Source organism: Streptomyces sp. NPDC048623 (assembly GCF_040650755.1).
Lineage (GTDB): Bacteria > Actinomycetota > Actinomycetes > Streptomycetales > Streptomycetaceae > Streptomyces.
On sequence record NZ_JBEZHV010000035.1, the window covers coordinates 1 to 19,506 of the forward strand.

The 19,506-nt window shown below is 72.1% G+C and carries 23 protein-coding genes; 13 read left to right on the top strand and 10 right to left on the bottom strand.

Features of this window, described 5'->3' with window-relative positions; translation table 11 throughout:
- Window positions 1-981: 981 nt before the first annotated feature.
- The 6 genes from AB0C73_RS33050 (at window position 982) to AB0C73_RS33075 (ending at window position 3,846) form a co-directional block, all read left to right on the top strand.
- Complete coding sequence (locus tag AB0C73_RS33050; protein WP_362537098.1) at window positions 982-1,458, top strand: winged helix-turn-helix domain-containing protein; 477 nt, start codon at window positions 982-984, stop codon at window positions 1,456-1,458.
- Window positions 1,455-1,829 carry a hypothetical protein gene (locus tag AB0C73_RS33055; protein WP_362537100.1) on the top strand — a complete coding sequence of 125 codons (375 nt, stop codon included), beginning with the start codon at window positions 1,455-1,457 and terminating at the stop codon, window positions 1,827-1,829. The genes AB0C73_RS33050 and AB0C73_RS33055 overlap by 4 nt, the downstream gene beginning before the upstream one ends.
- A gap of 508 nt (window positions 1,830-2,337) precedes the next feature.
- Window positions 2,338-2,820 carry a hypothetical protein gene (locus AB0C73_RS33060; RefSeq protein WP_362537102.1) on the top strand — a complete coding sequence of 161 codons (483 nt, stop codon included), beginning with the start codon at window positions 2,338-2,340 and terminating at the stop codon, window positions 2,818-2,820.
- A gap of 29 nt (window positions 2,821-2,849) precedes the next feature.
- Complete coding sequence (locus AB0C73_RS33065) at window positions 2,850-3,197, top strand: hypothetical protein (protein WP_362537104.1); 348 nt, start codon at window positions 2,850-2,852, stop codon at window positions 3,195-3,197.
- Window positions 3,198-3,239: 42 nt separating this feature from the next.
- A complete protein-coding gene (locus AB0C73_RS33070; protein ID WP_362537105.1) occupies window positions 3,240-3,428 on the top strand; it encodes a hypothetical protein in 189 nt (62 codons plus the stop codon).
- Between the two features lie 28 nt (window positions 3,429-3,456).
- Complete coding sequence (locus AB0C73_RS33075; protein ID WP_362537107.1) at window positions 3,457-3,846, top strand: hypothetical protein; 390 nt, start codon at window positions 3,457-3,459, stop codon at window positions 3,844-3,846.
- 222 nt (window positions 3,847-4,068) lie between these two features.
- On the opposite strand, the gene AB0C73_RS33080 is transcribed toward AB0C73_RS33075, so the two are convergent.
- The 5 genes from AB0C73_RS33080 to AB0C73_RS33100 form a co-directional block, all read right to left on the bottom strand.
- Window positions 4,069-4,326 carry a hypothetical protein gene (locus tag AB0C73_RS33080; protein WP_182854133.1) on the bottom strand — a complete coding sequence of 86 codons (258 nt, stop codon included), beginning with the start codon at window positions 4,324-4,326 and terminating at the stop codon, window positions 4,069-4,071.
- On the bottom strand, window positions 4,316-4,546 hold the full coding sequence (locus AB0C73_RS33085; RefSeq protein ID WP_182854134.1) for a hypothetical protein: 231 nt from the start codon (window positions 4,544-4,546) through the stop codon (window positions 4,316-4,318). Before AB0C73_RS33085 ends, AB0C73_RS33080 begins: the two co-directional genes overlap by 11 nt.
- A gap of 355 nt (window positions 4,547-4,901) precedes the next feature.
- On the bottom strand, window positions 4,902-5,168 hold the full coding sequence (locus AB0C73_RS33090) for a hypothetical protein (protein ID WP_362537109.1): 267 nt from the start codon (window positions 5,166-5,168) through the stop codon (window positions 4,902-4,904).
- Window positions 5,165-5,947 carry a hypothetical protein gene (locus tag AB0C73_RS33095; RefSeq protein WP_362537111.1) on the bottom strand — a complete coding sequence of 261 codons (783 nt, stop codon included), beginning with the start codon at window positions 5,945-5,947 and terminating at the stop codon, window positions 5,165-5,167. The genes AB0C73_RS33090 and AB0C73_RS33095 overlap by 4 nt, the downstream gene beginning before the upstream one ends.
- Before the next feature lie 103 nt (window positions 5,948-6,050).
- Entirely contained in the window at window positions 6,051-6,644 is a 594-nt protein-coding gene (locus AB0C73_RS33100; protein ID WP_362537113.1) for an HTH domain-containing protein, read from the bottom strand.
- Between the two features lie 132 nt (window positions 6,645-6,776).
- Here AB0C73_RS33100 and AB0C73_RS33105 point away from each other — a divergent pair, with 132 nt between their 5' ends.
- The 3 genes from AB0C73_RS33105 (at window position 6,777) to AB0C73_RS33115 (ending at window position 8,954) form a co-directional block, all read left to right on the top strand.
- Window positions 6,777-7,085 carry a DUF6300 family protein gene (locus AB0C73_RS33105; protein WP_362537115.1) on the top strand — a complete coding sequence of 103 codons (309 nt, stop codon included), beginning with the start codon at window positions 6,777-6,779 and terminating at the stop codon, window positions 7,083-7,085.
- A gap of 205 nt (window positions 7,086-7,290) precedes the next feature.
- On the top strand, window positions 7,291-8,115 hold the full coding sequence (locus AB0C73_RS33110; RefSeq protein ID WP_362537117.1) for a hypothetical protein: 825 nt from the start codon (window positions 7,291-7,293) through the stop codon (window positions 8,113-8,115).
- A gap of 239 nt (window positions 8,116-8,354) precedes the next feature.
- A complete protein-coding gene (locus AB0C73_RS33115; RefSeq protein WP_362537119.1) occupies window positions 8,355-8,954 on the top strand; it encodes a hypothetical protein in 600 nt (199 codons plus the stop codon).
- Between the two features lie 85 nt (window positions 8,955-9,039).
- Here the strand turns inward: AB0C73_RS33115 and AB0C73_RS33120 are convergent, their stop codons facing one another.
- Both AB0C73_RS33120 and AB0C73_RS33125 read right to left on the bottom strand, forming a co-directional pair.
- A complete protein-coding gene (locus AB0C73_RS33120) occupies window positions 9,040-9,597 on the bottom strand; it encodes an XRE family transcriptional regulator (RefSeq protein WP_362483707.1) in 558 nt (185 codons plus the stop codon).
- Between the two features lie 3 nt (window positions 9,598-9,600).
- On the bottom strand, window positions 9,601-11,811 hold the full coding sequence (locus AB0C73_RS33125) for a helix-turn-helix transcriptional regulator (RefSeq protein WP_362537121.1): 2,211 nt from the start codon (window positions 11,809-11,811) through the stop codon (window positions 9,601-9,603).
- Window positions 11,812-12,096: 285 nt separating this feature from the next.
- Between AB0C73_RS33125 and AB0C73_RS33130 the strand changes: the two genes are divergently transcribed.
- Entirely contained in the window at window positions 12,097-12,507 is a 411-nt protein-coding gene (locus AB0C73_RS33130; protein WP_362537123.1) for a hypothetical protein, read from the top strand.
- A 202-nt stretch (window positions 12,508-12,709) separates the two neighbouring features.
- Window positions 12,710-13,159 (top strand): hypothetical protein, encoded by a 450-nt coding sequence (locus AB0C73_RS33135; RefSeq protein WP_362537125.1) that lies wholly within the window; start codon window positions 12,710-12,712, stop codon window positions 13,157-13,159.
- Window positions 13,160-13,187: 28 nt separating this feature from the next.
- Here the strand turns inward: AB0C73_RS33135 and AB0C73_RS33140 are convergent, their stop codons facing one another.
- The 3 genes from AB0C73_RS33140 to AB0C73_RS33150 form a co-directional block, all read right to left on the bottom strand.
- Entirely contained in the window at window positions 13,188-14,027 is an 840-nt protein-coding gene (locus AB0C73_RS33140) for a DUF721 domain-containing protein (RefSeq protein WP_362537127.1), read from the bottom strand.
- A complete protein-coding gene (locus AB0C73_RS33145; protein ID WP_362537129.1) occupies window positions 14,024-16,612 on the bottom strand; it encodes a hypothetical protein in 2,589 nt (862 codons plus the stop codon). The genes AB0C73_RS33140 and AB0C73_RS33145 overlap by 4 nt, the downstream gene beginning before the upstream one ends.
- Window positions 16,613-17,588: 976 nt before the next feature.
- A complete protein-coding gene (locus AB0C73_RS33150) occupies window positions 17,589-17,897 on the bottom strand; it encodes a helix-turn-helix transcriptional regulator (RefSeq protein ID WP_161266709.1) in 309 nt (102 codons plus the stop codon).
- A 114-nt stretch (window positions 17,898-18,011) separates the two neighbouring features.
- Here AB0C73_RS33150 and AB0C73_RS33155 point away from each other — a divergent pair, with 114 nt between their 5' ends.
- Together AB0C73_RS33155 and AB0C73_RS33160 are read left to right on the top strand one after the other, a co-directional pair.
- The gene (locus AB0C73_RS33155) at window positions 18,012-18,659 is read left to right on the top strand and encodes an HAD family hydrolase (protein ID WP_362537131.1); all 648 of its coding nucleotides are present in this window, start codon (window positions 18,012-18,014) and stop codon (window positions 18,657-18,659) included.
- A 4-nt stretch (window positions 18,660-18,663) separates the two neighbouring features.
- Entirely contained in the window at window positions 18,664-19,500 is an 837-nt protein-coding gene (locus AB0C73_RS33160; protein WP_362537133.1) for a DUF1932 domain-containing protein, read from the top strand.
- Window positions 19,501-19,506 lie beyond the last annotated feature (6 nt).

Sequence of the window (19,506 nt, forward strand, 5' to 3'; positions counted from 1 at the left end):
GTCGGCCGCGGCGGCGACCCGCTCCTGCACGATCGCCGCGGCCGCGTAGGCGACCGCGGAGACCAGGGCGAGGAGCACGGAAAGCGCGAGGGGGCCGCTCCCGCTCCGCGTGAGCGGAGGCGGCTCGCTCCGCTCACCGCCAGCGGGCACGCGCTCCGCGCGACCCGCCAAGGGCAGGGCATCCGGCCCGCGTTGCGGGCCGGGGCCGGCCTCCGGCCGACCCGTGGCCTCCGCTGCGCTCCAGCCACCCGGGGCGCGGGCCCCACTCCCCCACCGGCCAGGCGTGCCACGCTCCGCGCGGCCCACCCACGGACCTCGCGGCCCGAGCAGCAGCAAGGGGAGGGAGGGGTGACAGGTAGTCGGGCGGGTGACGAGCCGAACGGAGGTCCGGGAGGGGGAAGGTGGGCGATCCGGGAGCGTGCTTCAAAGATATCAGCTAGCTTAGGTCTGGAATGGATGCGCACCACCACTGACCAGGAAAAAGCGGGTCATGGGTTAGCTCTCAGGTGCAGCAAGTTCGGAATAGACAAAGGCCGGGAGATGACGAAATGCGAGCCCCAGTAATAGCGGAAGAAAACAACCGTGAATGCGACTCGATAAATCCGCTCAGGCGAATTGGTAGGCCCCACCGGTGAAGGTGAGCGCCGATCGGATGCCCAGGCCCGCAGAACGCCCTGGGCGTCCAGCGAGCGGTGCGTCGCGGTGGCAGGCCCTCACGCGCGCGAGGGGGGTCGGTTGAGCCTACGGATAGGTGCGTATAGAGGGAACACGCATCGTCGCAGGTCAGCGGCCATGCCATGTATCAATCGAGGCTATTTGAGTGTCAGATCGGGACGCACCTTTCCCCTAGAGGGGAAACGCTGGCCGGTCTGGATCGCGGGTCCGGTCGGCGTGGCGGGTTCCCCTGGAGGGGAAATGGTCGCTACCGTCAGGCCGCGTACATCGTTCCCCTCTAGGGGAAATCCCAAGGTGAGGAGCGGTATGAGCCGGGCAAGGCCAGCGGTCAACACCAGCACGGGCGAGTACGTCCAGCTGGAGCTCCTGAAGGAGGACGACAAGCCGTACGACTGGAGCGGTGGCGGGCGGCACGTCAACGCCAGCAAGAAGCTGGGCGCCGCGCTGTGGAAGAAGGGCAGCGGCTACACCAAGAACGACAAGCTGGTCTACGGCTACTACCTGTTCAACGCGCCGCCCGGGGACGAGCCGCTGCGCATGAGCTTTCGCGAGATCGGCAACGACCTGGAGTTGCGTCCGAACGCGGTGAGCAGGTCCGTGGGTAACCTCAACAGGGGAGGCTTCCTCCTGGAGGCCGAGCAGGTGGGCCGGGTGAAGTTCTACAAGCTGAACTCCCGGGCCGCCTTCGACGGCTCCTCGGGGCAGCAGCGCTGGGCCACGCAGCACGCCCGACACCCTGTGACCACGTGCCCGCCGGAGAAGAAGGAGAAGGAAGCGTCATGACGTCGCCGATCGCCGAGTCGTTCGCGCCGCACTTCATGGAGGCCGGCGAGCTCAACAACCTCCTGCTGCGGTCGCAGCTCAAGCAGGGCGCGGACCTGAAGGTCCTCATGTACTACGCGACCGCGGTCCCGGTCGGGGAGCCCGTGCGCAGCACCGCCACGGACATCGGGAAGCTGGTCGGCCTGAGCACCACCAGCGCCTCGCGGAGCATCGGCCGGCTTGTCGAGAACGGCTGGCTGACGCTCGCCTACACGGCCGTCGGCGTGAAGTTCTACCGCCTGGGCTCCAAGGCCACCGGTCAGCCGGCGCCCACCGAGCCCGAGGACGACGACGCGCCCCTGGCGACCGTCCGGCAGCTCCACGCCTCGTAGCCCGCCCGTTCGCACTGCGGCGCTGCACCTCACGGTGCGGCGCCGCTTCTGCGTGCGCTGAGGGCGATACATCGTTCCCCTGGGCGGGAAACCAGCAGGTCGGCACCCATCCCCGAGCCGGAGTTTGTCCACGTGGGGGTGGCCAAAGGGGCCGCGTTTGTCCACGCAGAGGTGGAACAACGTTCCCCTGGAGGGGAAAACCGCAGGTGACGGCCCATCCGCGTGGTGTCGGCGGCAACACCACCGCTGCGGACTGCGCCAGCTCACGGGACCGCTGCAGAGTCCCGTGAACATCGTTCCCCTGGAGGGGAAACCGGGCTCCAGGCCGGGCGCGGCACCTCGTCCCGTGCGCGGGACGCGTATGTCAGCTACGCGCACACGGTTCCCGCGGGCGGGAAACGCGCAGGTCACAGCCCCGCGAAAAGAATCATGAGCGGACCCTCTTGCGCCCTCCCGCTGTATTAAGTTCAATACATGTATTGAGTTTCATACAGGGGAGGAACCCGCCGTGTTAGTCACCCTCGTCACCGCCGCCCTCGCCATCGTCGGCACCCTGCTCGGCTCGATCGTGTCGGGGCGCTTCCAGGAGCGCGCCGCCGAACGGTCTGTCCGCGTCAGCCACGGCGAGGCGATCCGCCGCGACCGCCTGGAGGCCGTCACCGCCCTCGCCTGCGCCATCAGCGACCACCGCCGGGCGATGTGGATGCGCGGCGACGCCGTCCTCAAGCAGGCCGGCCGCGAGCGGATCGAGGCCCTGCGCGGCGAGAGCCACATGACCCGGTCCGCCGTCACCCGCCCGCTGGTCGCGCTGCGGGTGCTGATCGAGGACCAGGCGGTGCGCGCCGCGGCCGACGAGATGGTCACGCTGACGTACGCGCTGCGCGACGCCTACGCCACCACCGAGGCCCTGACCGCCGCCCGCGAGGCCGCGAAGGACGCTCACGACCGGTTCGTCGACGTCGCCGCCGGCTACCTCAGCCGCACCGCCTGAACCCCCGCCAGCCGAGACAGGAGCCCGTCATGGAGCGCACGTCCACGGAGATCGTGAAGGCCGCCGACATCACCGCCATCGAGACCAGCGCCGACCGGGGCGGGGTCGACAGCGAGCTCGAATACCTGGCGCCGGCGGCGGCCGCCGCGCTCGGGCTGCTCGCCGACGCCATCAGGCGGGGCACCGCCGACCGCGAGAGCGTCGTCCAGGCCCTGAGGGAGGCGGCCGTCCACGAGCGGTTCGCCGACGTCCTGGCGGCCGCGTCCGAGAACGTGATGGACGAGACCGAGGACCCGTACGACTTCGACGCCCGCCTGGACGCCGACAACCTCTCCGGCGCGGCCTCTCAGGTCCGCGACCTCTTCCGCTGGCTGTAGCCCCGCCCGCCGACCCCGCCCCGCCACCATCAGGGAGACACCGTGTTCACCGGAACCGCTGAGGAACTCCGCGCCCGACAGGAGCAGGCCCGCGAGCTCGCGGAGCGGGCCGCCGCGCTGCTGGACGAGATCGACGCGCTGGGCCTGGGCGTAGGCGGCGGGCAGCTGCACACCCCCGGCGGCGTCATCCGTGTCCGGCCCGGCGAGGGCTGGACCGTCACCGACCGCTGACCCACCCCGACCGAGGAAGGAGACCGCGGTGAGCACCGACCCCGCGTCCGACAACCACCGCCAGGAGCAGCTCCTGGTCCCGCTCGCCGCCGAGGACGTCGCCGCGCTCGGCAGCGACGGCGAACAGCTGGCCGCGCTGTTCGCCGCCGCGCTGCACGGCCTGGCGCTGCTGCGTGGGGGCCGGGCGAGCGCCGCGGAGCTCGCGGCCGCCATCGAGGGCACCACCGGGCTGCTGGAGCGCCTGGAGGCCGTACGGGACGCCTCGCTGCGCCTCCCGGCGGCCAAGGGCGTCTCGCACGGCGACCTGGCGAAGGCGATGCACCTGGAGAGCCGGGCGACCGCGCAGTCCCGCCGTCGCACCCTGCTGAAGAAGCCGGTGAGCGACCTGGAGCGATGGGCCACCGGCGCCACCGACTGACCGGATGCAGCGGGGTCGTGCAGCAGCCGAACGACCGTTTGCTGCACGGCCCCGCTGCCCTGTGCAGCACGGCCTGCTACCCGAGCAGCAGCCGTGCGGCGCCTGGGGCCGGCCTTCGGAATGTCATCACTCTCCGGCACCCCGAACCACCACCAGCAGCCACCGAGCAGCAGACACAGCAGCGCCCCGGACCCAAGCGGATCCGGGGCGCTGCTGCACTGTTCAGGCTTCGACGTACGCGACGATCGTGATCTGTCGAAGGGCCGTGACGTAGTAGATGACGCGGACCCCGTCGACGTCGTCGACGTAGTCGCGCAGCAGGGTGTCGGGCACCGGGGTGCCCAGCTCGGGGTTGACGCTGATCGCGACGATCGCGCGGTCCAGGCGGTGCGTCTCGCTCGCCGTGAGCTTCGCCAGCTGGCTCAGCGCGGGCTCCACCAGGACGACCTGGGAGCGGCGCGGGGCGTGGTCAGGCGACACGGGGCTGCTCACCGGCCAGGCGGTCCAGGTGGGCGTCGCGGGCTTCCTCCCACAGCACGCCCGTCTCCGGGGACGGGTAGCCGTTGGCGGCGATGTCCTCCAGCACCGAGGCGAGGACGTCGACTCGCGCGCGCTGGTCGGCCGCGTACGCGCGGGCGGACGCGGCGGCGTGCTCATCGAGGGGCTGGCGGTCGGGCACGAGGGCCGGCTGCTCGCTCATCCGGGGGCTCCTGGCTGTCATCTGGCGTGTGTCACCACGGTATCGCCGGGCCGGGCCACCGGACCCCGGTACGGACGAACCGGACCGGTGAGGGCTCTGCAGGGCCGGGGCCGGCGCTTCCGGCCCGATGCCGACCGACACGGAAAGTAATCACCGGCCGGTGGGGTGTCACGCTGTCGCGCCTGTCACGCGGAAACGGCCCGGAGAGGGGGTTCCGGGCCGTTTCCGCGTCCGAATGCCCGAATTAGTCGGTTTTCTAGGAGGTGCTGTCACGCGGCTTCCCGGCGGCGTGACAGGCGACGTGACAGGGGGCGTGACACCTGATTGTCACGGTCGGTGAGCGTGACAGGGGCGATCAGGTCTGGAGCGGTGGCCAGACGTGCGGGCCGGTGCACTGCCCGCAGGCGGCGCAGCCGGCGCACTCCATGCAGAACTGGCGCGGGGTCAGCGGGCAGTGGCAGATCGGGTTGTAGTCGGGGTCGTCGTCGCCCTCGAAGTACGGCTCCCCGAGCGGGGGCGCGTAGTCGACGTGGACCTGGCCGTCGGCCGTCAGATCCTCGTACCGGGTTCCGCAGCCGGTCGACTGCACCCAGGTGGCCACCACGTGGTCGCCCGCGCTCACCGGTCGCCCGCTTCCGCCAGTTCGGCGGGCGCGAGGACGCACTCCAGCCAGGCGGCGAGCGCGCCGGTGGCCTCCGGGTCGGCCTGGGCGAGTCGGCCGGCGAACTCCAGCTCGCCGTCGGCGGCCGGGGCGCCGGTGCGGATGAGCGCGGCGAGCAGGGCGGCGTGGGCTCGTACCGCGGCGGGCAGCGAGCCGACGGCGTCTGTGCGCGCGGCCGGGTCGGCGTAGTGGCCGGAGCGGTCGGCGAGGGCGCGGGCCAGCCAGCCGTCGACCACGGGGTGGTAGTCGCCTCGGTGGACCAGGAGGTCGCGGGCGGCCTCGTCTCCCGGCCGGGTCTCCACGGTCCGGTCGAGTCGGCCGGCTCGCATGTGCGTGGCGAGTTCGTCGGCGCGGGCGGCGAGCTGCTGCTGCTCCTGGAGGCGCTGCTGCTCGGCTTCCTCGGCTCGCCGGTCGGCGGCGAGCTCGTCCTGGACGGCGGCGTCGGTCTCCGGGTCGTAGATGCCGCCGGCGGTGACGAGCAGCTGCGTGATGCGCTCCCACTCGGCGACTTCGGCGGGGCCGCGTTCGTCGTCGGCCAGGTCCTCGCGGTCGCGGTCCATGTGCTGCTGCAGCCGGGCTTCCTCGAGCGCGGCCGCGGCCTCGGTGGCGGTCATGCCGGTAGCGCGCCGTCGCACCGCACGGCGGCCGACCTTCGCCTGGTCGACCGGCTGGCGGGGCGCGGCCGCGCCGGGCGCGGGAACGCGGGGACGGCGGCGGAAGCGGGGCGCAGGGGTGCTCACACGAGCCTCTCAATCGTCATGGGATAGAAGCGGGATATCGGGCCGTCACACATCGGACGCGGCGGCACCAGACAGGTTTATCGCACCCGTGAATTCCGTGCTGCTAAAACTCGATGTCGAGCGATTGAACGTCCCGAAATTTCACCTCCAGGCTCGCACGACCGCCCCCGCCTTGACGGAAATAGGCGTCCGCGATGGCCTCCGCGACGGCCTTGTGGAGGTCGCTGTCCGTCGCACCCTCCTCCCGTGCCGCCAGGATGAGGGCTGCGTGGGAGGGTGACACGGCGATGGAGAGGTCTCGTACTCGGGTGTCGTCCGAGGACCCGTTCGCGGTGAATCCAAGGGTGGCCCGGAACTTGATGACGAGTCCGCCCGAGGTGGTCGCGCGCTGCCTCGCCTGTGCTCTGACCTGCGGTTGCCACTCTGACTCGGTCTCCTTGACCAGCACCTCCTGGAGGCGCTTGTTCGGCTTGCTGGACGCGCCCGAGAGGTAGCGCTGCACCGTCTTACGGGAGACGCCCAGGCGCTCCGCCAGGCTCTTGGTGGAGCCCTTCTCTCGCGTGCGAAGGAATTTCATCTGGGCTCGCGCGGATTTCGGTGCGGGGCGGGTGAACAGGGCGCGCTCGGCGCGGGCGAGGCCCTCCAGGAGCTTGGAGCGGGTACGGGCCGCCTGCTGTGCCTTCTCTTCTTCAGTCATACGAACACTTCATCGGGTCTGGCCTGTGGACAGAGCCCAGCGGCCAGCCGGGCTCCCTTGCCCGTCGAAGGGTTGACGGCGCAGGTCAGCGCGTCTTGGGTGGAGGCCACGTGCAGAGCAAGGGGGCCGGCCATGGAGCTGCTCAGGTTGTCCGACCGGCTGCCGCAGTGTTCGCGCTGCGGGGGCGATCTCATCATGAGCGGGGTGGCACCGCAGGACGACGAGCACGGTCGGCCGATCCACCTGGAGCTGTGCCCGGCCTGCGACGCCGGCGACGTGGACCGGCCCGCAGCGGGCCTGTTCGTGCAGTTCTTCGCCGACGCCGGCGGCCACGACGAGAGCCGCCTGCAGGAGGCCGCCCACCTGCTGATGGAGTGGACGAAGGAGTGCATGGCCGTCCACGGCTGGTACTTGAAGGACGCCCCGCCCGAACAGCCCTGAGCGCCACCAGGCGGCCCGCCGACGGGCCTCTCCACGACGCGTAGGGCTGCGGTCGGCTGCCGTGCGCTGCGCGGCCGGAAACTGCCCGGTCAGGTGCCCGGCGCCGCTAGAAAGGAGGCTGACACAGTGTCGGCCGACCGGGGTGACGCCATCTGCTGAGGCGGAGGCGGGCTCACCGACGGCCTGCGAGGGAGGGAAGACCCGCATGGCAGAGACCCCACTGGCTGGCGCGCTCAAGAACGCCATCGGCCACTACGTGACAGCTGTCGCCGAGAAGCTGCTGGCCGAGGGGGCGCCCGTCAGCTCTGTCAGTGCTTGGGGCCGATTCGACGACGACGAGGACCGGGAGAGGCACCACAACGACGTGGAGGGCAGCGTCAACCTCAACGAGAGCTTCGTCCGCCGGTTCCTTCCGGACGCTGAGGCCGGGCTGCACTGGTCCGGGACGTCCGGCTGGTGCCTGTGGATCCTGCCCAAGGGCCGGGCGGGCGCCGGCGGCTCCTTCTACGACGGTGCGCGCTGGCTGGGCGCCGGGCTGATCCCCGAGCCCGACCGCGTGGCCGCCTTCCTCTCCGCCGTGCAGCTCGACCCGCACTCCGCGGGCAGCGGCGACCGCCCCTTCTACCGTCAGCCCCTCGAGGACCTCCCCGACCTGTGCGAACGGCTGCAAGCGCACAAGCGCCTCTACTACGGCAACCCCAGCTACGAGCTGCGTTTCGACAACGCCCGCTGCGGGGCCTACTACGACCGCACCGCCCAGGCGCTGACCTCCGGCGCCGACGACATCGTCAACGTGCCCGTACGCAAGAGCGAGCTGGAGGCGCTGCTGCACCTGCTGGAGTTCGCCGAGGGCAGCAGTCACAAGCCCGTGCGTCTGTTCGCCGACTACCTGGCCGGGGACATCGCCCAACGCCGCGGTGAAGGCGGCAGCGTCAACGAGCACCGCAGGGCGCTGGCGTACGCGATCGAGGCCAAGGAGCGCAGGGAGCAGGCGAAACGCCAGCAGCAGAAGGACAACGACGGGGAGTAGGAAAGCCGGGCCGTGACCCTTGGCAGGACGGCACCGTTGGACACGGCAGCGCGTGCATGAACATCCGATCCCCCGCGGATACGCGTGTGAGGCCCCGCACCGGCGCAGCAGCGCAGGGCGGGGCCTCACGGCGTCCCGGCCGCCGCCTCTGCTCTTGATCGGCAACGAGAGGGTGCGGGTTGTGCGTCAGGTGCGCAACGGCCCGGACGCCGGGGCCGGCGCGCGGTCAGCCTGTGGGGATGGACAAGTTGATCGAGTTGGCCAGCACGCTCGTCTCGGGGGCGTTCATCGCCGTCCTCGCGGCATGGCTGACCAACCGCTCCCGCAACCGCCAGGAGCAGCAGGCCGAGATCGGCGCCCTGCGGGTGCAGGCGGATGCGATGACGGTGGCGGTGATGGAACTGCAGAGCGCGGCCACCACCAACCGGCTGCTGTGGGAGGGGCCGGCCGAGCGCGGCCGGACGTTCCTGCTGGCCGTCCTCGCCTTCACCGGCGGCGCCGCCCGCGCCCGGATCGCCGGCGGCACCGACGCGCAGAGCGGGCTCGTGGGCTTCGGGCGCGCGGCCGAGCTGCTGAGCCGGGAGCGGGTGGCGAGCAAGCAGACCGTGGCCGCCGTGCGCGAGCCGCTCACCCGGGCCGCCACCGCCGCCGCCCCGCTCATGCGCTCCTCCGACCCGGCCGTCGTCACCGCCACCGAGCAGCTGCTGAACGCCCTGTCGGACGTGGAGAGCACCGCGCGCCTGGAGGCCGCGCTGGAGGCGTTCGGCCGGGCCGTCAACGCCGCCACCTCGCCGCGGCTGTCCTGGTGGGCGCGGCGCCGTGCCGCGCGTACGACCTGACCGTGACACGCCTTCCGTAGGATGCGAAGCGCCGCGCCCCCGGCAGCTCCAATGCCGGGGGCGCGGCGCTCGTGCGAGAGCCGGCCTACAGGTCGATGTCGAGCCGCTCCACGTCGGTGAACTCCACGTCCAGGCCGTGCGCGCGGGTGTTGTTGGCGCGGAAGTACATCCGGGCGAGGCCCTCGGCGGCGATCTGCCGGAGCTGGTCCTCGCCGGCGCCCTGCTCCCGCGCGGCGAACAGCTGGTCGGCGTACTCGGGTGGCAGGGCCTGGGTGATGTCCCGGATCCGGGCATCGTCGGTCGTGCCCCCGGCGGCTTCGAAGCCGAAGCGGGCCCGGGTGGAGACGACCAGCCCGGTCGTGGTCGCCGCCTTCTGCCTCGCCTTCGCGCGAACCTGCGGCTGCCACCTCTTCTTCACCTCGCCCTCCAGGCGGGCGCGCAGCTCCTGGCGGGGCCGCTTCAGCTTGCCCGAGACGTACCGCTCCACGGTGCGCTGGGAGATCCCGAGGGCCTGGGCAGCGGCCTGGGTGCCCTTGAGCTGCTTGACGAGGTACTTCATCTGGGCCTGGGCGCTCTTGGGAGCGGGGCGGGTGAACGCCTTCTCCAGTGCGCGGTCCAGGCTGTCCCCGAGCGAGTCCACCACGGTCTACTCCCCTTCTCCGGCGCTCTGGTCGGTCTTGATCAGGTTGGAGATGTTGAAGACGCCGCCGCGCTCCTCGAACTGCTGCTCCGCCCACAGGACGGTCTGGGTGCCCTGGTGCTTGACCATCCCGGGCGAGACGCCGAGCCGGAAGCCGCCGGGCACCGGCTTGCCCTCAGGCGTGGTCGGCAGGACGTCCAGCGGGGACGGTCCGGGCGAGGGGTAGACGATCGCGTCCGTGCCGATGGAGGTCGGGTACAGGTCGGCGGCGGCCGCGGTCTTCATCAACTTGCGGTGCAGGCCTGTGCGCTGGCTGGCGAGCACGGCGGCCCGGATGTCCGGGCGCCAGTTCACCCGCTCCAGCGCCGGGTAGGGCTCGTAGTACGGCACCTGGCCCCGGGAGCGCTGGCGCAGCTTGCCGATCGCCCCCTTGGCCGTGGCCTTGATCGCGGTCTCCAGCAGCGCCATCGTCGGGTCGGTCTGCTTGCGCCGCGCCATCGCCTCGAGGAACTCCTCGCCCTGGAGGTCGGTGGTGACGCCCATGTCGGCCATCGTCTCCACGTACGCGTCGCGCAGCCGCTTGTACCAGGAGTCCAGGTAGCGGCCGGTCCGGGTGCGCACGTACGCCTCGATCGGCGCGACGTCGAAGCCGAGCTCCACGGCGTAGGCGACGGTGGGCGTGGCGTACCAGGCCGGGCCGGTCGGGCGCTCGCCGGTCGGGGTGAACGGCGAGGGGAGCCGGTCGCCGTCGACGGTGCGGCCGTTGATGCGGACGCGGGAGAGGTCGACGTGGGACAGGTCGACCAGCCACGAGCCGGGCAGCGACGCGTCGAACTTCGGGTTGCCGGTCAGATGGGTCGGGCCGTTCAGGCCGACGGTGAGGCCGTTGACGGCCGCGGCGTACGACATGTTGATGTCGATCGCGACCAGGTACGGGTTGGCGCACTCCTCATCCGTCAGCGGCCGGCACCAGTCGTACGCCTCCTCCATCAGCATCTCGGCCGGGGTGCGCAGGTGGTGCCGGGCGAACTTGTCCTTGAGGATCGGGTGCTCGTCGGGGACCTCGCACTCCACCACCGGGTAGAGCTGGGTGAGGGCGTCGTCGTTGAAGGCCCGCTTGAACTCGCCGGTCGCCTCGTCCTTCTCCGCGCGGGTCGGCGGGCGCAGCGCGGTCATCAGCTCCAGGCCGGTCGTCGCGGTGGAGCCGCGCGGCGTGGTGACCCGGGCCGCGTACAGGCCGAGGTAGCGGGCGAGGTCGGCCGGGTGCATCGTCAGCAGCAGCTCCGGGTCGTCCTTCTTGCCCCACTCCCGGGTGTTCAGCGCGTCCCACGGCAGGACGCACAGCTGGACGCAGCGCCGCCTGGAGCCCTCGGGGTCGCGGTAGAGCCGGGCCCACGGGCCGAAGCCGCGCTGGGTCATCTGGAGCCCGGCGCGCTCGATCTGCTTGACCACCTTGTGGCCGGCCGCCAGCCGTCCCGCGCGGCGCTCCTCCTCCGACAGGGCGGCGGGCAGACCGAAGCGCTTCAGCGCGGAGGCGGTCAGGACGAGGATCGGGTCGGCGTCGCGGCCGTTGCGGTGCAGCCGGCCCTGCCCGAGCTTCGCCTCCGCGAGGGTCCAGTCGACCAGGGCCGGGATCGTCTTGGCGGGCACGTCCAGGACCAGGCCGCCGACGCAGTACGCGGAGACCTGCCCGTCGGTGTCGACGTCGATGACGGCGAGCGGACCGTTCTCGAAGCGCGGGTCGTCGGCGGCCGCCGACGCCGTGGTCTTCTTCGCCACCGCCTTTTTCGCACCCGGGCGCCGCGACGACGCGGCGGGCCTCGAGGCGGGCGCCGGTCGTACGGCAGCAGCCGGTGCCGGGGGCGCTGGTGCTTCGGCCGCCGGGGCGGGAACGGGCGCGGGGCCGGTGAACGCCTCCGGCACCCTCGGCGCCGGAGCCGGGGCGGGCTCGTCGGCGGCCGGGGCGGGGAAGCGGGCGGCGAGGCCCTCCAGGAGCCGGGCGTACGCGGCGCGCTTCGGCGGCCGCGGCTCGGTCTTCCCGGTCTCCCAGTTCCCCACCGCCTCCCGGCGGGCGTCCAGCGCCTTCGCGATCTGCGCCTGGCTCAGGCCCGCCGCCTCCCGCAGGCGCTTGCGCTCCTCGGGGACCGGCAGGTCGTCCTGTGCGACTTGCTCCAGCAGCGCATCCACGGCGCTGAACAGCTCGTTCTCAGTGGACACAGAGGTCACCTCCAATAGACAGCATACCCGATCGCGCATTGATTCGCGCACTCAATCGCGCATGAATCGCGCATCGGTTGGAGTGCAACACGCGGGCGGGTAAGCGGCGCAACAGCCGTTCGTGCAGGTCAGGACCGCAACACGGGTGCGTTGCAGTCCGGTGTTGCGCCGCGTGTTGCAGGCTCGCCGCCCCGAAGGCCGGGTGCGGCATGGCGACGTTTCAGAACCGGGGCCGGCTGCCAGGCTGGGCGGGTCCAGCCCATGAGCTGACAAGGGAGCTCCACCGTGTCCGTCGCGTTCCGCATCAAGTGCTGCCTGTGCGCCAAGAACATCCCGCTCGCCGGGGACGTCATCGCCCTCGATGGCGAGTGGCAGCGCCGCTACCCGGACATGCGCGGCACCCTCGCCTGCGATCGGTGCGTCAGCGACTACGGCTGGAACTGCTGCACCACCGCCGAAGGCGGCTTCGTCGACGGGCACATTGCCGCGCCCGAGGACCAGGTCGACGACGGCTCCTGGAGCCACCACCTCGAACGTGGCACCCACCGCGCTCTGGTGCAGGCACACCCCCGATCCGGCCTTCTCCAGGGAGCCGAGGTGTACCTGCGCAGCATCGCGGCCCGCGACACCGACTCCGAGTACGTGGACATGCTGCGCACGGTCATCCAGGAGTGGGACGAGCAGCAGCGGCGCTAGCAGCCGGACCAGCCCGCCGACCAGGCCGCGCCGACCGGCCAGCCGCCGCCGACCTGACAGGAGGCGGCTACCGGTCGTCGGGCCGGGCGCAGACGGGTAGCTCGTACGGGCGATCCGACTGCCTGGCCGCCGTGTTCTGCCCTTCACGGTCCGGGCCAGGGAGTACATGTGGGCTGTGCACCGTGACCCCAACGATCTCCTGATGGAGACCTTCGCCGAGACCTTCGGTGAGATCCCTGCCGACTGGCCTGACGGCGTCCTGCTGTCCGTGCCCTACTTCGGGATCGTCCTGGGGTGCCTGGGGGACGAGGACCGGGATGAGGACGAGGCGGTCGACTTCCTGCGCCGCGCGGAGGCAGCCCTGCTGGACGACACCCCCGCGCTCTTTCCGTCGACGGCGTACAGCGACCGGCTCGCCGCGAACCTGCCGTCCTGGTGGTCCGCGCACTGCGACCGCTCTCCCCGCCGGCTGTCGGCCTGGATCGCCCTGACGGGAGCTCACCGGCTGCTGGACGGCGACGAACGGGACGTCTTCCGCTTGTGCATCGCGGCAGCACTCAGGGCGTGCGAGCTCATCGAGGAGCGGATGGTCCGCGCCAACATCCAAGCGTTCTCCGAGCGGGTGGCCCAGTTGAGCGCGACCCGCGGGTAGGACTGCGGCGACTCCCCAGCGTGGTTGATCACGCCACCTCACCGGCCCTCTGCCGGGAGGTGGGCACCGAGGGCGCGATGTCTCCGGCTCGTTCGGCACGGGCCCGGCGCAGCGCGGCGGCCTCCGTCGCCGCGGCCTGGCGGCGCCGCTGTGCGCGGGCCTGCTCAATCGGGGCCGGCGCATCCTCCAGCACCGCAACGTCGGGCTCGGGGAACGCCCTGCGGGACAGCTCCCGCATCACGGCGGCCTGCCGCTCCACCGCCTCCGCGATGGCCGGGTCTACCCGGCGCGGCCCGGCGACCTCCTGGTGCGCGGCGAGCGCGCGGCGGTAACCGGCCGATGGAGAAGGACGTGGCGCGGGCGCGGCCGGTGCGGACGGAGGCGAGGCCGGGGCGGCGGCCGCCGTGGCGGGGCCGGGCTTCCCGGGCGCGGGCGGCAGGACGTGCATGGTACGCACGTTCGCACCGGGCGCCTTCTCGTTGGCGGCCGCGATCAGCTTCGGCGCGATCCAGCGGACCTTCGTGCCGTACGCCGGAGCGTCGGGGACGACGTCCAGGCGGCCGGACTCCGTATCGAAGCCCACGGCCTGGACGTGCCCGGAGAGCTCGGGCGCGGCCGCGGCGAGGATGGTCTCCCACTGGGCCAGGACGCTGCCGCCGGCGGCCGGGGCGACCAGGCCCCGCTCGGTCATCATCATGCTGATCGCCGCACCGAGCCCGAGCGGCTCGCGGCCGTCCCTCCGTACGGCGGTGCCGGTGCGCCGCTTCGGCTTCTTGGTCTGGGCGCCGTTCTTCTTCGCCGCCTCCCGGGCCGCGAGCAGGGCCTGGCGCGCGAGGTCGACGCCGGACAGCTCCGGAACGGCGTTCACGCGATCACCTCCAGGGCCTCGCCACCCAGCGGGCGGGCAGCGAGCTCGGGCAGGCGCCGAGACCACGACGCGGGCCGGACCGGCTCCGGGCGGGCCTGGGTGTGCAGCTGCTCCAGCCGCACGGCGAGCAGGTGCTCGGCGGTGCGGGTCTGCGCCCGCGCGGCGGCCTCGGTCGCCGCACGCTGGGCGTCGTCGCTGTCGGGCAGAGCCTGGAACCACGGCTTGGCGAGCTCGGTCGCGTACGCCTTGCGGGCCTCGGCCTGGGCCTCCTCGCCGCGGCCGAGCATCACCAGGGCCTCGTGCCGGTACTCCGCGGCCGCGCTCTCGGCGGTCAGCATGGCGTTGTGCGCGGCGGCGTCCTCGACGGCGTCCGGGCCGGCCGCCTCCAGGACCTCCGGGTCGGTGATCTGCTGGAACTGCTCCCACGCGGCGGCGATAGCGCCCTCGATGGCCGTACGGACCTCGGCGGCGACGGCCGCGACGGCGACCGGATCGCTCGGGTCGGCCGACCAGGTGGCCGCGAGGAGACCGGCCTCGCCGATCAGGACCTCGGCCTGCCGCCGGTGGCCGCACGCCTCGCACAGCCCGGCCGAACGCTCCCGGCCGCAGTCCTCGCACGCCACGGCCTGCCTCGCCGCCGCCTCGGCCGCCGCCCGCTCCCGCTCGACCAGGGCCTGCGCCTCGGCCTCGGCACGGGCCGCCGCACGCTTCTCCGCACGCTCCCGGGCCTCGGCCTGACGGGCCACGAAGTCGGCGGCCTCGGCCTCGGCGTGACGGCGCATCCGGGCCTCGATCTCCCGGTACCGCGCATCCTGGTCCAGGCCGGGCAGCTCCCGGTCGACCTCGGCCGCGATCCGCACCCGCCACGCCCGGCGCGAGTGCAGGATGTTGGCGCAGTTGTCGCAGTCGGCGCCGGTGTCGAGCCGGACGCCGTCGTCGCACCGCACGTCCGAGCACGACGGCCGGCGCACCAGCCCGCGGCGGGTGATCCAGCCGAACGGGCGGGCGATCAGGGCCTCGCCGCCGGTCTCCTCGAGCCGGGACGTCAGCCGGGCGGCCAGCACCGACGGGGCCTGCCCCGACCACTCCAGCACCTGGCGCAGCTGGGCGAGCTCCGCCTTCGCGGCCTCCACGACGCGGTCCTGCTGCCAGCGGTTCAGCCCCTGCCACAGCCAGGACACCGGCGTCAGAGCCACTCGCAGATCAAGATCGGCCGGAAGCTCCGACCGCCCCTGCTGCCGCGTCTTTCCACCACCCACGACAGTCAGCCGGGCACCAGCACCAGCGGCGACGCCGCTTGCCTGCTCCTGTTCGTCGACCGGTGACTCCTTGGGCTTTTCACCGCGAAGCGGGCCGACCTCCGCCACCAGCGACGTCGAACCGGCAGCGGCGGTCTCGCCGTCGGCGGCCTGGTCCTCGCGCACGCACGCGCGTCCCGGCCGACGGCCTTCACCCCCACGGCCTTCGCCGGAAAAGCCACAAGAGAGCTGCGGGGGAACTACAGGAGTAACCCCAGAAGCGTGAGAGGCGTGAAGGTGTGCAGCATCGGCGCGGTCTGCCGAATCGGCCTCCAGGTCCTCCCCGGCGCCCTGAACCCCAGTAATCACAGGGGTCGCAGCCTCCACTGTCGCCTCATGATCGCCGGATGCAGTAACGGCGAGGTCTGAAAACACCGCGTCGGCGGCCTTGCGGGCCTCCCGGACGGCGATCCCGTGCGCCTGGGCGACCGGCAGCAGCCGGACCCGGCTGCGCGCGTTCAGCCCCGACGCCGTCTCCCGCCGGTCCACCGACACGACGTTCTGCTCCTGGAGCCGGGAGAGCACTTTTGCCCCGCCAGCCGGTGAGCACCCCAGCAGCCGCGCCACCGTCGCCGCCGGACGGCCCCGCTCGCTGTCCACGCTGCCCGAGCACAGCTGCAGCCACCCCTTCGAATTCGAGGACAGCACCATCAGCAGCAGCCCGAGCCGGTCCGTCGCCGCCCCGCGCCCCGTACGGTCCGCGAGCATCCCGGCCGGCGTCACCCGGCCGTCCTTGTGCTCCCAGCCCGGCGCGAACAGCGCCTCGATCAGCGCCAGGAGCACGACCAGCTCCACCCGCGACAGCGCCAGGGCGTGGCGACGGTCCCCGCCGTGCTGCGCCCGGTACATCGGGATCACCCAGCACTCCAGGCCAGTCACCCGACCGGCCGCGCTGACCGTCTCATTCGAGCCGAGCACGCCACGGTCACGCAGCTGCGGAAGGACGTGGTGCGCGATCCGGGACGGCTTCAGCCCGACCCACCGGCCGAGCTCCGTCGCGGTGATCGTCGCGCGGTAGTTCGTCGCCACCTTGGCCTTCGCCATGAGCACGACGGCCGCCAGGCGTACCGGGTCGTCCGCGTCCTTCAGACCGGGGCCCGCCAGCAGCGCGCGAACCGCCGCGAGCAGCCGGGTGCGCATCGTCTCGGTCAGCTGGAGCGGGTTGCCCACCTTCAGCTGCGCGACCGGCCCGGCCTGTGCCGGGACCGACCGCAGCCGCCGGCGGGCAGCCCCGCTGGCGAACGTACGGGGGCGCGGGAGCACGGCCGGTGCCGCCACGGCGCTCATCGGCCCACCGCCCCGGCGAGAGCGGAACCCCCACGGGCCGCCATCTTCTGCGTCTGCATGGGGCCGGTGTACACGCCAAAGCGGACACCCCCCTGAGCAGCCGAAACGCTCGAATCTTCATCCACCTGCCGAGCCTGCACCGGGAGCCCTGTGGACAAAGTCCGCCGAGTCCCGATCGGCCCCTGCGCTCCCGCACGGCGGGCAACAACCTTGGATCGCGTCCCGCCACACGGGAAGCCGCCCCCGAGGACGATCCCGTCGAGGGAGTCGCGGACGACGTCGACGAGCGGGTGCACGAGCCGGACGGCCGACGCCGCGACCGAGCCCGGCGAGACCGCTCCGAAGACGCCGCGCTTGTAGCTTCCTACCGGAAATCCAACTTCCGGTACGGAACGGAAAAAGCTGGGCGAACGGTACGTCGATCCCGTCACGCGGGACGACCGCCGCGCCTGAACCGGGGTGAAACGGACAGGGCCGAGCTGACAGGGGGACACCACTTCGGGCACTATGAGAACGACCGACCTTCCATATAGCTGAACCGAACCGAGCCCCTCGGGGCCGGACGGCCAGATGTGCGGATGTGTTCGGACCGCCCCCTTCGTGAGAAGCGGGCGGACCTGGATCAGGTGGGGGGAGATTTCTCCTCCCCTCCCGGTCCTGGTGAGCCGCAGGGCCCCCGTCAAAGGGCCCCGCGGATCGGCGGGACGTGGCCGTTGTCAGCGGCCGGGTCTTGAAGTAGGGCGCCGACCGCGTCAACGGTCGGGGTGCTGCTGGTGGCCCTTGTCAAAGGGGCCGACCCGCTTGTCAAGGCGGGGTATTGCATAGGAACTGGCTCGATGAGCCGAAGCTCAGGACCGGCGTCAACCGGAACTGAGCAGCCGAACTGAGGTGTCACGCCCCAGTCGGTGCGAAGGGTCGCGCTGGCCGAAGCGGATTGTCAGTCCGCAAGGTGGCCGCGCGGCCGGTGGCGGCTACGTCACCCCGACCCCCTTGAATCCGAGGCTGGCGTCGGCGTGCCCTCATCCGCTTCCGCGGCTTCGGGGAAGCGTTCTGCGAGGCCCTTGAGGAGACGCAGGTAGTTCTCGCGGTGCGGGCGCCGAGGGCTGGTCTGACCCAACTCCCAGCGCGTGACCGCGACCCTCTTCACGCCCACGGCGTCCGCGACGTCCTGCTGAGTGAGGCCGGCCGCCAGGCGCAGCTTCGCGCGCACACGCGGAGACGGCAGAGCCTCGGGCAGGCCGTTCAGCAGAGCGTCCACCCGCTGCGAGCGGTCCGAGTCGGACATAGCCACGCCTTCCATGATCGTTGTAACTACGAAAGATACACGATCTGATCTCCGCGTGGGGGAGGCGCCTGCCGCGAACTGAGTTTTGTTCGACGCCCGGTAGGGTCCGTGCCCGTGTCCCGCTTCGCCTTCTTCGATCTCGACGGCACGCTGGTCGACCGACAGTCGGCGCTCAGCGACGCGTTGACGAGCCTGTGCCGCTCCCGCGTGCTGTGCCCGGATGCCGAGCGGTGGCTGCGTGCCGAACTGGCAGACCGCGCGACCGTGAACAACTTCGCCCGGCTGCGGGACGCCTTCGGCCTGGAGGCATCGGCTGCGGACCTGTGGCAGGAGTACGTCGACCTCATGTCGGCCGCCGTCACCTGCCGCCCCGAGGTCCTCGAGGGCCTGGTCCGCCTCCGCGCGGCCGCCTGGACGATCGGCATCATCACCAACGGGGCCGGCGACATTCAGCGAGCCAAACTCGCCGGGACCGGCCTCGCCTCCCTGGCCGACGGCGTCGCCGTCTCGGGCGACCTGGAGATCCGCAAGCCGGACTTGAGGCTCTTCGAGCTTGCGGCGTTCCGGTGCGGCGTCAGCCTCGCGGACGGCGGCTGGATGATCGGCGACAACCCGGCCGGAGACATTGGCGGAGGACATCAGGCCGGCCTGCGCACAATCTGGCTGCGCGGCCGACCGTGGCCCGACGGACTCCCGGCCGCGCACCACGTCGTCGACGACGTCACCGACGCCATCACCATCCTGCTCAACGAGACGGAGTAGAACCGTGGCCGAGCCGACCGTCGGCATCCTCCACCCCGGCAGCATGGGCGCCGCCGTCGCCGCCTGCGCCACAACCAACGCGGCCGCGGTCCTCTGGTGCGAGACGGGGCGCAGCACCGCGTCTGCGGCGCGCGCCGCCCGGTTCGGCCTGACACCGGTGGCCGAGCTGGCCGAACTGCTGGACCGCAGCGACATCGTCATCAGCCTCTGCCCGCCAGCGGCCGCCGAGGACTTGGCCCGCGAGGTCGCCGGGCACCGCTTCGCCGGGGTGTACGTGGAGGCGAACGCCATCAATCCCGAGCGGGCGCAGCGGATCGCCGCGCTGCTCGAACCGGCCGCGACCGTCGTGGACGGCGGCGTGGTCGGCTCGCCGCCGGTGCGCGGCAAGACGCCGACCTTGTACTTGTCCGGCCCGGTCGGAGAGACCGAGCGCATCGAAGCGCTGTTCGCAGACACCACCGTCCGAACCGCGGTACTGGGTACGAAGGTGGGGCAGGCGTCCGCGCTGAAGCTGTCGTACGCCGCATTCCAGAAGACGAGCCGAGTGCTGGTGGCGCTCGCGGTCGGCATGGCGCGCGAGCACGGCGTCGACCAAGAGCTCATCGAGGTCGCCTCCCGGCGCACCGACTCGTACCTCGCGGAACCGGAGTACGTGGCCAAGACGGCGGCGCGCGCCTGGCGCTGGGGCCCGGAGCTGGAGGAGGCCGCCGACACGCTCGCGGCCGCCGGCCTTCCACCGGAGATGCTGCGCGCGGCCGCGTCCACGTTGGCACGGTGGAACGACGCCAAGGACGACGAGCTCACGCTCACCGACGCCTTGGACCAGCTCGCCCAGCCGTAGCCGACG

What these genes read in the sequence shown, in the direction of transcription:
- AB0C73_RS33085 (WP_182854134.1), bottom strand. Translation starts at nt 4,546, where the DNA reads ATGAGCGAGCAGCCGGCCCTCGTGCCCGACCGCCAGCCCCTCGATGAG.
- AB0C73_RS33065 (WP_362537104.1), top strand. Translation starts at nt 2,850, where the DNA reads ATGGAGCGCACGTCCACGGAGATCGTGAAGGCCGCCGACATCACCGCC.
- AB0C73_RS33100 (WP_362537113.1), bottom strand. Translation starts at nt 6,644, where the DNA reads ATGACTGAAGAAGAGAAGGCACAGCAGGCGGCCCGTACCCGCTCCAAG.
- AB0C73_RS33050 (WP_362537098.1), top strand. Translation starts at nt 982, where the DNA reads ATGAGCCGGGCAAGGCCAGCGGTCAACACCAGCACGGGCGAGTACGTC.
- AB0C73_RS33135 (WP_362537125.1), top strand. Translation starts at nt 12,710, where the DNA reads ATGGAGACCTTCGCCGAGACCTTCGGTGAGATCCCTGCCGACTGGCCT.
- AB0C73_RS33145 (WP_362537129.1), bottom strand. Translation starts at nt 16,612, where the DNA reads ATGAGCGCCGTGGCGGCACCGGCCGTGCTCCCGCGCCCCCGTACGTTC.
- AB0C73_RS33115 (WP_362537119.1), top strand. Translation starts at nt 8,355, where the DNA reads ATGGACAAGTTGATCGAGTTGGCCAGCACGCTCGTCTCGGGGGCGTTC.
- AB0C73_RS33150 (WP_161266709.1), bottom strand. Translation starts at nt 17,897, where the DNA reads ATGTCCGACTCGGACCGCTCGCAGCGGGTGGACGCTCTGCTGAACGGC.
- AB0C73_RS33105 (WP_362537115.1), top strand. Translation starts at nt 6,777, where the DNA reads ATGGAGCTGCTCAGGTTGTCCGACCGGCTGCCGCAGTGTTCGCGCTGC.
- AB0C73_RS33110 (WP_362537117.1), top strand. Translation starts at nt 7,291, where the DNA reads ATGGCAGAGACCCCACTGGCTGGCGCGCTCAAGAACGCCATCGGCCAC.
- AB0C73_RS33055 (WP_362537100.1), top strand. Translation starts at nt 1,455, where the DNA reads ATGACGTCGCCGATCGCCGAGTCGTTCGCGCCGCACTTCATGGAGGCC.